The 13,772-nt window shown below is 66.7% G+C and carries 13 protein-coding genes; 3 read left to right on the top strand and 10 right to left on the bottom strand.

The window, feature by feature from the left end; genetic code table 11:
* Positions 1-90: 90 nt before the first annotated feature.
* From CXY91_RS03910 to CXY91_RS03890, 5 genes are all read right to left on the bottom strand, one after another.
* Positions 91-1,167: an alanine racemase gene (locus tag CXY91_RS03910; protein ID WP_091831217.1), complete on the bottom strand. Its 1,077-nt coding sequence runs from the start codon at positions 1,165-1,167 to the stop codon at positions 91-93.
* On the bottom strand, positions 1,164-1,622 hold the full coding sequence (locus tag CXY91_RS03905) for a RidA family protein (RefSeq protein ID WP_091831219.1): 459 nt from the start codon (positions 1,620-1,622) through the stop codon (positions 1,164-1,166). Before CXY91_RS03905 ends, CXY91_RS03910 begins: the two co-directional genes overlap by 4 nt.
* Positions 1,619-2,113, bottom strand: coding sequence for a GNAT family N-acetyltransferase (locus CXY91_RS03900; RefSeq protein ID WP_100959379.1), 495 nt, complete (start codon positions 2,111-2,113; stop codon positions 1,619-1,621). Before CXY91_RS03900 ends, CXY91_RS03905 begins: the two co-directional genes overlap by 4 nt.
* Before the next feature lie 197 nt (positions 2,114-2,310).
* Positions 2,311-3,477, bottom strand: coding sequence for an amidohydrolase/deacetylase family metallohydrolase (locus CXY91_RS03895; protein WP_091831223.1), 1,167 nt, complete (start codon positions 3,475-3,477; stop codon positions 2,311-2,313).
* A gap of 84 nt (positions 3,478-3,561) precedes the next feature.
* A complete protein-coding gene (locus tag CXY91_RS03890) occupies positions 3,562-4,494 on the bottom strand; it encodes an N-carbamoyl-D-amino-acid hydrolase (RefSeq protein ID WP_100959378.1) in 933 nt (310 codons plus the stop codon).
* Positions 4,495-4,673: 179 nt separating this feature from the next.
* On the opposite strand from CXY91_RS03890, the gene CXY91_RS03885 reads away from it, so the two are divergent.
* Entirely contained in the window at positions 4,674-4,973 is a 300-nt protein-coding gene (locus CXY91_RS03885) for an antibiotic biosynthesis monooxygenase (RefSeq protein WP_091831227.1), read from the top strand.
* 138 nt (positions 4,974-5,111) lie between these two features.
* Here the strand turns inward: CXY91_RS03885 and CXY91_RS03880 are convergent, their stop codons facing one another.
* The 5 genes from CXY91_RS03880 to CXY91_RS03860 form a co-directional block, all read right to left on the bottom strand.
* Positions 5,112-5,999: an ABC transporter permease gene (locus CXY91_RS03880; RefSeq protein ID WP_100959377.1), complete on the bottom strand. Its 888-nt coding sequence runs from the start codon at positions 5,997-5,999 to the stop codon at positions 5,112-5,114.
* The gene (locus tag CXY91_RS03875; protein WP_091831231.1) at positions 5,996-6,937 is read right to left on the bottom strand and encodes an ABC transporter permease; all 942 of its coding nucleotides are present in this window, start codon (positions 6,935-6,937) and stop codon (positions 5,996-5,998) included. Before CXY91_RS03875 ends, CXY91_RS03880 begins: the two co-directional genes overlap by 4 nt.
* Before the next feature lie 118 nt (positions 6,938-7,055).
* Entirely contained in the window at positions 7,056-8,654 is a 1,599-nt protein-coding gene (locus CXY91_RS03870; RefSeq protein ID WP_091831233.1) for an ABC transporter substrate-binding protein, read from the bottom strand.
* A gap of 223 nt (positions 8,655-8,877) precedes the next feature.
* Positions 8,878-10,290: an amidase gene (locus CXY91_RS03865; protein ID WP_100959376.1), complete on the bottom strand. Its 1,413-nt coding sequence runs from the start codon at positions 10,288-10,290 to the stop codon at positions 8,878-8,880.
* A gap of 13 nt (positions 10,291-10,303) precedes the next feature.
* On the bottom strand, positions 10,304-11,533 hold the full coding sequence (locus CXY91_RS03860; RefSeq protein WP_100959375.1) for a M20 family metallo-hydrolase: 1,230 nt from the start codon (positions 11,531-11,533) through the stop codon (positions 10,304-10,306).
* Between the two features lie 180 nt (positions 11,534-11,713).
* Here CXY91_RS03860 and CXY91_RS03855 point away from each other — a divergent pair, with 180 nt between their 5' ends.
* Positions 11,714-13,123, top strand: a complete 1,410-nt coding sequence (locus CXY91_RS03855; protein ID WP_248307344.1) for an MATE family efflux transporter — start codon at positions 11,714-11,716, stop codon at positions 13,121-13,123.
* Between the two features lie 114 nt (positions 13,124-13,237).
* Complete coding sequence (locus CXY91_RS03850) at positions 13,238-13,660, top strand: globin domain-containing protein (RefSeq protein WP_100959374.1); 423 nt, start codon at positions 13,238-13,240, stop codon at positions 13,658-13,660.
* Positions 13,661-13,772: the final 112 nt, after the last annotated feature.

Here is a 13,772-nt window from a genome sequence, read left to right as displayed (position 1 = left end):
CTCCGGATAGAGCAGGCCCTCATCCCTGCGCTTCTCCCACGCGGGAGAAGGGTTCCCCGCGCCCTTCAGAGCCGTCTCGCCTCTTAGTCCTCAGGTCAGCTTCCCCCTCGCCGCTACCGGCAGTTCGCCGATGAGCTTGTCGCCGCGCACTGTCACCAGCCGGTCCACCATGTTGACGACGACGCAGACATGGTTCGGCACCACCCGCACGACTTCGCCGACATTGGGCCGCTCATTGCTGCCGGACAGGTCGAGGAAGCCGTGCTCCTCGGCGAATTGGGCGATCCTGGCCAGCGGGTATTCGAGGATGTAGCCGTGGCCGTCGAGCCCGCCCTTGTCGCTGGTCAGCGTCTTCGAGCCGGAATCGAGGATGCCGCGCTCCGGCCCGGCCCGGCTGACCACGGTCGCGTAGACGGTCAGCGCGCAGTCCTCAAGCGCCGCCACCCCCGCCGCGATCTGCATGCGATCGTTGAAGATCGAGGTGCCCGAGCGATGCTCGGTCGAGCCCTTCAGCTTGCCGATATTCGGGATATTGGGTGAGCCTCCGGTCGAGACGATGCCTGCCTCCAGTCCCGCCTCGCGCAGGCCGGCATTGGCGGTGTCGAGGAAATCCTGCGTCGCCGGCCAGCCCGTCTCGGGCGGATACATCAGGAAGCCGGCGAAGGTCAGGCCCTTCGAGGCCGCGATCTGCCTGGCGAGTTCGACCGCCTCGCCCGGCGTCTCGACGCCGGCGCGCTTGCGGCCGGTATCGCACTCGACCACGACCTCGAGATTGCGCCCGGCGATCTCTGCGGCCTTCGGCAGGCCGGCGATGGTGACGGGATTGTCGGCCGCGACGATCATGCGGACGCGGCGTTGCAAGGCACCGAGACGCCCCAGCTTTTCCTCACCCAGAATGTTGTAGCTGATTAGGATGTCGTCGATGCCGCCATCGGCCATGACCTCGGCCTCGCCGAGCTTCTGGCAGGTGATGCCGCGCGCGCCGGCGGCGACCTGGAGCCGGGCCAGCTCAGGCGACTTATGCGTCTTGATATGCGGGCGGTTGGCGACGCCGGCAGCGTCGCAGGCGGCCTGGAGCCGGGCGATATTGGCCTCGACCTTGTCGAGGTCGATGACGACCGCCGGCGTGCCGTAGACGCGGGCGATCTCGTCTGCGAGCGCGGTCACGGCAGCACCCGGACGATGACTTCGATCTCGACGGTCATGTTGTTCGGCAGCGAGCCCATGCCGACGGCGGAGCGGGCATGGCGGCCGTTCTCGCCGAGCACGGCGACGAACAGGTCCGAACAGCCATTGATGACCTTGGGATGCTGGGCGAAATCGGGCGCGGCGTTGACCATGCCGAGCAGCTTCACCACCTCGATCTTGTCGAGCGAGCCAGCGGCCTTCTTCATCGCCGCGAGCAGGCCGAGGCCGGTCTGCTTGGCGTGCTCATAGGCGTCCTCGATCGAGACGTCGGCGCCGACCTTGCCGGTCGGATAGGTGCCGTCGGCGCGCTTGGGGCCCTGCCCGGAGAGATAGATGAAGTCGCCGACGCGCTTGAAGCTGACATAGGTCGCGACCGGAGTCGGGACGTCGGGCAGGGTCAGGCCCAATTCCCTGAGCTTGTCATCGGCACTCATGCGTTTCTCCCATCGTCTTTCAAATCGCGGACCAGATAGCGGGCCGCATCGTCATAGCTCGCAAGCTTGCGGGCAAGGGCTTCGTCATGCGCCTCGCGAAAGCCCTGGCGACGCCAGAAGCCGGCCGAGTTGCCGACCGCGACCAGGGCCATGCGGACAAAGCCTGAAGCGCGGGCATGCGCTGCCAGCCGATCGACGCATGCCGAGGCGGCGCCACCGCCCCGTGCGCCCGGCAGCAAAGCGAGGTCATGGATGTAATAGGCATCGGCATCGCCCGGCAAAGCGCCGAGCAGGCTGTCGAGCGCCGGCACCTGGCCGAGCCGCCAGGGATGGCTCAGCACATAGCCGCCGAGCGTTTCGCCGCCCGCCAGCACGAGGCAGCCGGCCGGATGGAGCGCGAGCCGCTCGGCGAAGACGGCCTCGCCTTCCGGATAGTCCGGATGCACCTGTCCCGCGACCGCCATGATGGCCGGCAGGTCGGCGGCTGCCATGGGGCGCCAGGAGGGTGAGCTCTTCTCGGGCATGACTTTCGCGCAGCATCCCAACCGCGTCGTCCCGGGCGACCGCGGGAGACCCGGGACCCATGCCTGAAGCCTTATCGGAAAGGCTCCGGAATGGATCCCGGATCTGCGCCACGTCGTGGCTTGTCCGGGATGACTTGCGTTTGGGTATGCGGTTTACAGAACCGCTAGGCCGCCTCGACCTTCCTGAACTTGTTGCTGCGCTTGGGATGCCACCAGGCGCCCTTCAGCACCACGCCCTCAGAGACGATCTTGCGATCGCCGATCAGGTGCTCGCCGACGACGTCGACATAGTCGAACTTGCCTTCCTTGACGGTGAGCACGGTCGCGTCGCCGAGCGAGCCGACCTTGAGCGAGCCGTATTCCGTCCGCTTCAGCGCCATCGCCGCATTCACGGTGGAGGCGGCGATCACATTGTTCAGGCTCATGCCCATGCACAGGAACTTCGACATGGTCGTGACCTGGTCATAGGCCGGGCCGTCGATGCAGAGCTTGTGCACGTCCGAGGAGATCACGTCCGGCTCGAAGCCGTTGGCGAGCATGGCGCGCGTCGTCTTGAACGAGAACGAGCCCTTGCCGTGGCCGATGTCGAAGATGACGCCGCGCTTGCGGGCGGCGACCACCTCGGGCTTCACCGTGCCCTGAGCCGTCGCAGGCGCATTCGGGAAGGGGCGGAAGGCGTGGGTCAGCACGTCGCCGGGGCGCAGCATGGCGAGCACCTCCTCATAGGACGGCGGCGGATGGTCGATATGGCACATCAGCGGCATGCCGACCTCGTTGGCGACCTGCAGCGCGATGTTGAGCGGCACCGTGCCGGACGTGCCGGAGGCGTGCAGGCCGACGCGGACCTTGATGCCGACGATCAGGTCGCGATTCTTGTCGGCGACCTCGACGCAATCGATCGGATTCATCAGGCGAAGATCGCCGCTCTCGCCGACCATGACGCGGTGGTCGAAGCCATAGATGCCGGCATGCGAGACGTGGAGATAAGCGAGGATGCGCGCCTGGCTCTTCTCGATCACATGCTTGCGGAAGCCCGGCCAGTTGCCGGGTCCGGCCGAGCCGGTATCGACCGAGGTGGTGACGCCGGAGGCGCGGCAGAACTCGTCGGCGTCGATGCCGAGCGAAGTGCCGCCCCAGTAGACATGGGTGTGCAGGTCGATCAGGCCCGGCGTGACGATGTAGCCCGAAACGTCGCGGACTTCCTTGGCTCCCTTCAGGTCCTTGCCAAAACCCGAGACCTTCCCGCCGGTGAAGGCGACGTCGAGGACGCCGTCATGCTTCTGCGACGGGTCGATCACCCGTCCGCCCTTGAGGATGAGATCGTGAGTCATGACTGCTCCTTGGGGAAACCAGGCGGACGGACGCTTCGCGTTCAGGCGAAACTGGCCGTATCGCCCTTCTGAATGACGGTAAATTTAAGCGATCACCGCGCCCTTGCGCTCGACGATCATGCCGTAGGTTTGCGGCTCGCGATGCTTGGCGAAATTGAACGTCGAGTTCTTGTAGCTGTTGCCGAGGTCGAGATCGCAGCGGGCAACGACGAGTTCGTCATCCTCGGTCACCGCCTGCGCCACCACCTCGCCTGTCGGGGCGATGATGCAGGAGCCGCCGATCTGGTCGACGCCGGCCTCCAATCCCGCCTTGGCGACGCCGACCACCCAGGTCGCGTTCTGATAGGCGCCGGCCTGCATCACCAGCTGATTGTGGAAATTGCCGAGCCGGTCGTGATCGGGCGCCGGCGGGTTGTGCTTGGGCGTGTTGTAGCCGAGCACGATCATCTCGACGCCCTGCAGCCCCATGACGCGATAGCTCTCGGGCCAGCGCCGGTCGTTGCAGATCATCATGCCGAGCCGGCCGCCCATTGTTTCCCAGACCGGCCAGCCGAGATTGCCGGTCTCGAAATAGCGCTTCTCGAGATTCTGGAAGACGGCATCCGGCCGATGCTCGGGGTGCCCCGGCAGATGGATCTTGCGGTATTTGCCGACGATCCGGCCCGATTTGTCGACGATGATCGCGGTGTTGAAGCGGCGCTTGCGGCCGTCCTCGAAAGCCAGTTCCGGATAGCCGAGATGGAAGCCGATGCCGAGCCGCTCAGCTTCGGCGAAGAGCGGTGCCGTCTCGTTCGATGGCATGGCGCTCTCGAAATAGGAGTCGATCTCGGCCTCGTCCTCGATCCACCAATGCGGGAAGAAGGCGGTCAGCGCCGCCTCGGGATAGACGACGAGGTCGCAGCCATTCGCCTTCCCCTGGCGCATCAGCTCGATCATGCGGGCGACGGCAGAGCTGCGGCTCTCCTCGCGCTGGATCGGCCCGAGCTGGGCTGCGCCGACGGTCAGGATACGAGGCATCGGAAGGCTCCTGCTGTGCTTGGTCGTTGCTCGAGGATGCTGCGCGAGGCGGACGCCGCTATCCGTGTGCGCCATTGCGCAGTTGCCGTTACGGCAATAGCGTCGAGCGTTCCCTCTGGGCTCGGTCCGGAAGCGCCGGCCGCGGCTGCCGGGGCAGCATCGAGCTGCGGATCAAAGTCATGGCCACGTTCAATGTCGTCCGCTTCCGCATCAAGCCCGGGCGTGAGGCCGAATTCCTCGACGCCCACCGCCAGGGCAAAGCCAATTGGCCCGGCCTTGCGCGAGGCCACATCATCAAGACCGGCGACCACGCCTATTGCCTGATCGGCGAATGGGAGGACCTCGCCGCCTTGAAGGGCGCCCGCGACCAGATGATCGCGACGCTGGGCAGCTTCCGCGACACGCTCGAGGACCTCGGCAATGGCCTCGGCGTCACCGACGCGGTGTCCGGGGAAGTCGTCCTGGACCTGCGCGCCTGACGCGCGCTCGACGATGCCATCACCGAGAGCGACGGCATCGCCAGGAAAATGAATGGGCCCATAGGCGGGCCAATTCGCTAAGCGGGTCGGGCTTCGACGAGGCCCGACGACAGCGCAGGACATGACGTCGAACCGCCTTCAGATGCTCTTGGCCAGGCGCGGGTCGAGCGAGTCGCGCAATCCGTCGCCAAGCAGATTGACGGCCAGCACGGTGATCGAGAGGAACAGCGCCGGGAAGAAGACGATGTGCGGCCTGACCTGCCACAGCGCCCTGCCCTCGGCCATGATGTTGCCCCAGGACGGGGTCGCCGGCGGCACGCCCGCGCCGATGAAGGACAGGATCGCCTCGATGATCATGGCGCTGGCGCAGATATACGTTGCCTGCACCGTCATCGGCGCGATCGTGTTGGGCAGGATGTGCTTGACGATGATGCGCGGCACGCGTGCGCCGTTCGAAATCGCCGCCTCGACATAGGGCTGTTCGCGCAGGGAGAGCACGACGCTTCGAACAAGACGGGCGACGCGTGGAATCTCGGCGATGGTGATGGCGAGGATGACGTTGCCCACCGAACCGCGCGTCAGCGCCATCAGAGCGATGGCGAGCAGGATCGGCGGGATCGACATCATGCCGTCGATGACGCGCATGACGATGCCGTCGGCCCAGCGCACGAAGCCGGAGAACAGCCCGATCGCCAGACCGGCGATCGAGGCCAGGATCGCGACCGAGAAGCCGACGATCAGCGAGACGCGGGCGCCGTAGACGACGCGCGAATAGATGTCGCGCCCGAGCATGTCGGTGCCGAACCAGTAGAGCTCGGACGGCACGCGCGTACGCCGCGCCGTCGAGATCGCCGTCGGATCGACCGTAAAGAGCAGTGGCGCGAAGACGGCGATGAAGATCATCGCCAGCAGCAGGAAGCCGCCGATCGCGACCGAAGGGTGCTTGCGCAGATAAGAGCGCTTGGGCGGCTTGACGCCCGCGCCGATTTCATCCGCCAGAGGCAGTGGGGCAGCTGGAGCGGTCAATAGCGTATCCTCGGATCGACGAGGGTGTAGATCAGGTCGACGGCCAGGTTCACCAGCACGTAGACGAACGAGAAGATCAGCACGACGCCCTGGATGACCGGATAGTCGCGCCGCAGGATCGCATCGAGCGTCAGCCGGCCGAGGCCCGGAATGGCGAAGACGCTCTCGGTGACGACGGCGCCGCCGATCAGCAGCGCGACGCCGATGCCGATGATGGTGACGACCGGCACCGCCGCGTTCTTCAGCGAATGCAGGAAGAGCACGTCACGGTTGCCGACGCCCTTGGCCTGAGCGGTGCGGACATAGTCCTGCTGCAGCACCTCGAGCATGGTCGCGCGGGTGATGCGCGCGATCAGCGCAATATACACCGTGCCCAGCGTGATCGAGGGCAGGATCAGGTTCTTGAACCAAGGCCAGATACCCTGCGAGATCGGCGTGTAGCCCTGCACCGGCACCCAGTCGAGCTTGAGTGCGAAGACATAGGCGAGCAGGTAGCCGATCACGAAGACCGGCACGGAGAAGCCGAAGACCGCAAAGCCGACCACGGCGCGGTCGACCCAGGTGCCGGCCTTCCAGGCGGCAATGACGCCAAGCGGCACGGCGATCGAAACCGCCAGGATCAGCGTCAGCACCATAAGCGACAAGGTCGGCTCGATGCGCTGGGCGATCAGCTGCGTCACCGGCAGCGAGGTAAAGATCGAGGTGCCGAGATCGCCCTGCAGCACCCGGAAGAACCATTCGCCGAAGCGGACCAGATAGGGCCGGTCGAGGCCCAGGCTGGCACGGATGCGCTCGACGTCTGCGGGTGAGGCCTGGTCGCCGGCGATCACGGCCGCCGGATCGCCCGGCGCGATGTAGAGAAGCGAGAAGACGAACAGCGCCACGAAAGCCATGACGGGGATCGTCGAGATAATGCGTCTGACGATGAAAGCGAGCATCGAACCCCTGAGTTGCCGCTGCTGGCGCCGGAGTTGTCGGAATGGCAACCCCGACACATCCGGCGGCTTGATTGGAGCCTGCCGCCCGGGATCAGCCGGGCCGCAGGCTTGCTCGGTCTCAGGCCTTCGATACGCCCCAGAAGAAGGGCAGCGGGCCGCTGGTCACGCCGGTGACGTTCTTCCGCCAGGCCTGGTAGCCGAGATAGAAGCCGGTCGGCGCATAGACGACGTTCTCGACGGCGGCCTTGTTGAGGCGGTCCATCGCCGCCTTCTCCTCGGCCTGATCCTTGGCGTTGAACCAATTGGTGACCTCGGTCTCGACCGCCGGCACGTCCGGCCAGCCGAACCAAGCCTTGTCGCCATTCGCCCGGATCGCCGTGTAGGAGGACGGGTTGATGCAGTCGGCGCCGGCATGCCAGGTGTGGAACATGCTCCAGCCGCCCTGGCTCGGCGGGGTCTTCTGGGCGCGCCGTGCGCCGACCGTGCCCCAGTCGGTGGCGACGAAATCGACCTTCAGGCCGATGCTCTTGAGCAGCTCGGCCGTGACGTCGCCCATCGCCTTGGTCGCCGACATGTCCTGCGCCACGACGCAGATCACCGGCTCGCCATTGTAGCCGGACTCGGCGATGAGCTTCTTGGCGGCCGCGACGTTCTTCATCTTCAACATGTCGCCGCCCGCCTCGGTATAAAGCGGGGTGCCCGGCGTGAAGAAGCCGGGCAGCGGCTTCCAGAGCTTGTCGTCGTCGCCGACGATCGAGCGCATGAAGTCTTCCTGGTTCATCGCCGTCAGCACCGCCTGGCGCACCTTCAGATTGTTGAAGGGCGGATGCAGGTGGTTCATGCGGAAGGCGCCGATATTGCCGAGCGGATCGCCGATATCGACGCTGATGTCCTTGTGAGCCTTGAGCACCGGCACGAGGTCGGAGAGCGGGGTCTCCCACCAGTCGACCTCGCCGCTCTGCAGCGCGGCTGCCGCGGTCGCGGCATCGGGGATGATCACCCACTCGATCCGGTCGACCAGCATGTTCTTGCCGCCGGCGAGCCAATCGGCCTTCTCGGAGCGCGGCACATAGTCGGCGAACTTCTCGAAGACCGCCTTGGCGCCCGGCACCCATTCACTGCGGGCGAACTTCATCGGCCCGGAGCCGACATACTCGGTGATCTGCGTGAACGGATCGGTCTTGGCAATGCGCTCGGGCATGATGAAGGAGCACGGCGCGTTGTTCTTGGCGAGCGCCAGCAGCATCTTCGGGAAGGGCTGCTTGAGCTTCCAGGTCCAGGTTCGGTCGTCGACGGCGGCGAGCTCGTTCTCGATCGCCTTGATCATCAGGCCCATCGGGTCGCGGGCCTGCCAGCGCTTCAGGCTCTGCACCACGTCCTTGGCGAGCACCGGCGTGCCGTCATGGAATTTGAGGCCGGAACGCAGCTTGAAGGTCCAGGTCAGGCCGTCGGAGGAGACCTCCTCGCCCTCGACCATCTGGCGCTGCGGCTGGAACTTCGAATCGATGCCGTAGAGCGTGTCCCAGACCAGGGCTGCGGCATTGCGGACGACGTATTGCGTCCCCCAGATCGGGTCGAAATTGGCGAGGTTGGCCTGCGGCACGAAGCGCAGCGTCTTGGCCGCCGCGCCTTGCGAGAGCGCTGGCATGGCGAGGCCGCCGGTTGCTGCCAGAACGCCGGTGCCGGCGGCGGTCTTCAGAAAATTCCTGCGGTCCATCTTGTACTCTCCCCTGAAGCGGCGGCGGCCTCTGATCGGGCGACCTTGCCTAGAGTGTGGGCAGAAAAATCTGCACCTGACAACACGCTTGACGGGTCGCTACGACAAGAATTGGCCCTGCACGGTTCGTGCCAGACGGAACCGGTTTGCGGCTCACGACATCGTTTGCAAGCAAACGACACGCAAAGCCTGGGGACAGGCGCAGAAAATTGCGCCGATCCGCTTAAATCGATTTGATCGGCGCATCGACGCGCGCGAACGGACGCGCGGATTCAAACGATGCTGCCGCCTGCATGACGAGCGCATCATTGCCGAATGCCCCCACGATCTGCAGACTCGCCGGCAATCCGGCCGAGGTCAGCCCACAGGGCACTGCGGCGGCCGGCTGCTGGGTGATGTTGAAGGGGTAGGTCAGCGGCGTCCAGCGCGTCCAGTCCTCGCCATAGCCGCCATGCTCGGGCGTGTTCCTGCCGACTGCGAAGGCCGGCAGCGGCAGCGTCGGCGTCAGCAGGAGATCGAAGCGCTCATGGAACTGCGCCATCTGATAGGCAAGCGCATTGCGCTGATAGAGCAGGGCATCGACGTAAGCAGCGCCTTCAATCCGCTCGCCCATCTCGGCGACGGCTACGAGGCCGGGATCCATCTGCGCGCGCCCCGCCGCATCGGCGCTGCGCAGGGCCAGCGCGGCGCCGGCCGACCAAAGCGTCATCAGCGTTTCGATCGGATCGTCGAAGCCGGGATCGACCTCCTCGACGGTCGCCCCCAGTTCGCGGAAGGTCAGCGCCGCCGCATGCGTCAGAGCCGCGACCTCGGGGTCGACCAGCGCATCGCCGCCAAGCCGTGGTGACCAGGCGATGCGCAGGCCGCGCACGCCGCGATCGAGCCCGGCCGTGAAATCGGGCGGGGGATGTTTGAAAGCGGTCATGTCGCGCGCATCGGGCTGGCCGATCGCGTTCATCGCAAGGGCCGAGTCGCGCACGGTGCGGGTCAGCGGCCCGAGATGGGCGAGGAAGCCCATGACCGAGGCGGGCCAGGCCGGCACGCGGCCATAGGTCGGCTTGAGACCGAAGACGCCACAAAAGGCGGCAGGGATGCGCACCGAGCCGGCGCCGTCGGTGCCGAGATGGATGCAGCCGAGATTGAGCGCTGCGGCCACGGCTGCACCCGATGAGGAGCCTCCCGGACCGGTCGAGACATCCCAGGGATTGCGGGTGATGCCGGAGAAAGGCGAATCGCCGACGCCCTTCCAGCCATATTCCGGCATGGTGGTCTTGCCGAGGAAGACGCAGCCGGCTTCGCGCAGCCGCGCCGTCGCCGGCGCGTCCTGCTGGAACGGCGCATCGGAGGCGAGCGCCGAGCCGCGCCGCATCGGCCAGCCGGCAACGCCGAGATTGTCCTTGATCGTCACCGGCACGCCGTCGAGCGGGCCGAACGCCTCACCCTTCAGCCAGCGCGCCTCGGCGGCCTGCGCCATGGCGAGCGTCACCGGCTCGTCGCGGACGACGAAGGCGTTCACCTCCGGTTCGAAGCGCTCGATGCGGGCGAGCGCGTCCCTGGCGACCTCGACCGGCGAGAGTTCGCGCGCGGCGTAGAGATCGCCGAGTTCGGCGGCAGAGAGGGAGGCGATGGTGGTCATTGATCGAACCCCGTCAGGCGTTGGCGGCGCGCCAGGCGGCGCTGAGCAGGACATTGGCGCCGGCGACCATGTCGTCGTCGGCGCTGAGCTCGGCCGGATTGTGCGAGAGCCCGCCGATCGACGGGATGAAGACCATCGCCGTCGGGCAAAGGCGCGACATCATCTGCGCATCATGACCGGCACCCGAGATCATCCGGCGGATCGGCAGGCCGAATTCGGCGGCGCTCGCCTCGACGCTGGCAATCAGTTCTTCCGCGAAAGGCGTCGCCGGGAAACGGGCGAGATCGCGGAAGCTGATCGAAATATCGTCGCGCGCCGACAATTCGGCGCAGAACTTGCGGACGGCGGCCTCGGCCTCTGCCAGCGGCGCATCGAGCGGATTGCGCAAATCGAGCGTCATCACGACGGTCTCGGGCACGACGTTGACGTTGCCGGGCCAGGTGCGGATCACGCCCGAATTGGCGAGCTGGCCTGGAATCGTCTTGGTCAGTTCGTTGGCGAAGATGTTGATGCGGGCAGCGGCGAGGCCGGGATCCTTGCGGTAGCGCATCGGCGTGGTGCCGGCATGGCTCGGCCGGCCAGTAAGCGTCAGTTCGAGCCAGCAGATCGCCTGGATGCCGGTGACGGCGCCGAGGCCGCCGCCCTCGCTCTCGAGCACCGGCCCCTGCTCGATATGCAGTTCGAGATAGGCATGCGCCGGCAGGAAGCCGGGCTGCTCGGCACCGTGATAGCCGATGCGCTTCAACTCGCTGCCGAGCCCGGCGCCGTCGGAGTCCTTCTCGGCATGGGCAGCCTCGACGCTCATCCCGCCGGCCCAGACATAGGAGCCGAGCATGTCGGGATGGAAGCGAGCGCCCTCCTCATTGGTGAAGGCGATCACGGCCATGTCGCGCTTCGGCGTCACGCCGGCATCGCGCAAGGCCGCCAGCACCTCGACGCCGCCGATCACGCCGAGCGCGCCGTCGAAGCGCCCGCCGGTGCCGACCGTATCGATATGCGAGCCCATGATCACCGCCGGCCCGTCTTCCTGCCCCTTGAGGATGCCGACGATGTTGCCGATCGCATCGACGCGCACATTGAGGCCGAGCGCCTTCAGTTCGCCGACCAGCCAATCCCGCCCCTGCTTGTCTTCATCCGTTAACGCAAGGCGCCGGCAGCCGCCTTCCGGCGTCGCCCCGATCCTCGACAGGGCTGCAAGCCGCGAGAGCAGGCGCTCCCCATCGATCCGCAGATTGGTGCTCATCGCGTCGGCTCTCCATAGGCGCTCTGGTCTGGACCCAGCAGGCCGGAACGGGCGCCCGCGCGCAAGAGGCAGATTGGGTGACACGACGCGTGCCGGCAGCGCGCCACGCGCAGGGCGCGGCCCGCCCCGGCGCGGCGAGGACTTTGAAGGAGCAATCTGCCCAGATAAAAGGCAGTCATCATGTCGCAGATCGCCCTGCCCTATCGCTCGGGGAGCCCCTGGCTCACCGAGGTCAAAGCCATGCTGGCGCTGAGCTGGCCGATGGTGCTGACCAATGTCGCCCAGACGGCGATGACGGCGACCGACGTGATCATGATGGGCCATCTGGGCCCCGACTCGCTGGCTGCCGGCGCGCTCGCCTCCAATCTCTACATGGCCTTCCTGATCTTCGGCATCGGTGTGATGGCCGCCGTCGCACCGATGGTCGCGATCGAGCTCGGGCGGAATCGGCATTCGGTCCGCGACGTGCGCCGCACGGTGCGACAGGGCTTCTGGGTAGCGGCGACGATGGCCGGCCCGATGTGGCTCTGCCTCTGGCAAGCCGAGGCGATCCTGACGGCGATGGGCCAGAATCCGGCGCTGGCGAAAGCTGCCGCTTCCTACCTGCACACGCTGCAGTGGGGGCTCCTGCCCTTCTACCTCTATCTCACCTTGCGCGGTTTCCTCGCAGCGCTGCAGCGGCCGTTCTGGGTCTTCGTGACCGTGCTCTTTGCGGTCGGCTTCAACGCCTTCGCCAACTGGGTGCTGATGTTCGGGCGGCTCGGCTTCCCGGCGCTCGGCCTGCCCGGCTCCGGCATGGCCACGGCGCTGGCCTCGACCCTGATGTTCGCCGGCCTCGCGCTGGTGGTCTCGCTCGACCGACGCTTCCGGCGCTATCATCTGTTCGGCCGGTTCTGGCGGGCGGACTGGAGCCGCTATCGCGCCTTCTGGCGGATGGGCCTGCCGATCGGCACCACCGTCGGCTTCGAGGTCTGGATCTTCAACGGCGCCGCCTTCCTGATGGGCCTGCTCGGCCCGACCTCGCTCGCCGCCCATGCGATCGCGATCCAGATCGCCTCGCTCTGCTTCATGGTGCCGATGGGCATCGGCCAGGCCGGAACCGTCAGAGTGGGGCGCGCCTTCGGCGCCGGCGATGGAGAGGGCATCGCCCGGGCCGGCGCGACGGCGCTCGCGCTCGCGACCGCCTTCATGTGCTTCACCGCCCTGCTGATGTTGCTGATCCCGCAATGGCTCGTCGTTCCGTTCCTCGACGCCGGCAAGCCGCGCGCCGCCGAAGTGGCAGAGCTCGCTATGGTGTTCCTGTTCTATGCGGCGATCTTCCAGATCGTCGACGGCATCCAGGTGGTCGGGGTCTCGATCCTGCGCGGCTTGCGCGACACGCGCGTGCCGATGCTGTTCGCGGGCCTCGGCTATTGGGGCATCGGCCTGCCGCTCTCGGCGGCGCTCGGCTTCCTGACACCGCTCGCCGGCGTCGGCATCTGGATCGGGCTCGCGACCGGCCTCGCGATTGTCGCAGCGTTGATGCTGGCCCGCTGGTTCGCCCGCGAGCGGCTCGGCCTGACCAGGTCGGCCGGCCTATCGACCTCGTAGCGACGCTGCGACTGCAGCGTAGCGATTCGTTAACTCCAGGTTGCATTTTCGCGCATCTTGGCGGACACTTCCTGCGACGATCCCTCATGCCGCCGCGCTGAAAAGGGACGAGTCGTGACGCCGCAAGATATCGCGCTGGTCCGGTCGAGCTTTGCGCAGCTGCATCGGCGCAAGATCGAGACAGCGTGCCTGTTCTATGAGCGGCTGTTCACCACGACGCCCGGCGCACGTGCCCTCTTCAAGACCGATATCGAGACCCAGGCGGCCAAGCTGATGGAGACGCTGATGGTCGCGCTCGCCACGCTGAACGATCCCGGCGGTCTCAAGGTCCTGCTCAACCGTCTCGGCGAGCGTCATCAAGGCTACGGCGTTCAGCCCGAGCATTATGACGCCGTCGGCAGAGCGCTGCTTTGGACCCTAGAGACCTCACTCGGGCCCGACTTTACACCCCAGACCCGGGCAGCCTGGACCGAGCTCTACGATCTGATGGCCAAGACCATGCTTTCGGCCGCCACACCGAGCCTGCGCTCGGCTTAAGCCCCTCAGAACTCCTCCCATCCCGCATCGCTGGCGCGTCCGTTCGCGGCCTTGCGGGGCTGGGGCGCAGCGGCCTTGCTCTGGGCGAAGGCGGCTTCGGCGAGCTGGCGCA

Origin of the sequence: Allobosea sp. FBZP-16 (genome assembly GCF_002831785.1) — a bacterium.
Lineage (GTDB): Bacteria > Pseudomonadota > Alphaproteobacteria > Rhizobiales > Beijerinckiaceae > Allobosea > Allobosea lupini.
Note: the sequence above shows the minus strand (reverse complement) of the source record. Positions and strands in the feature narration are given on the sequence as shown.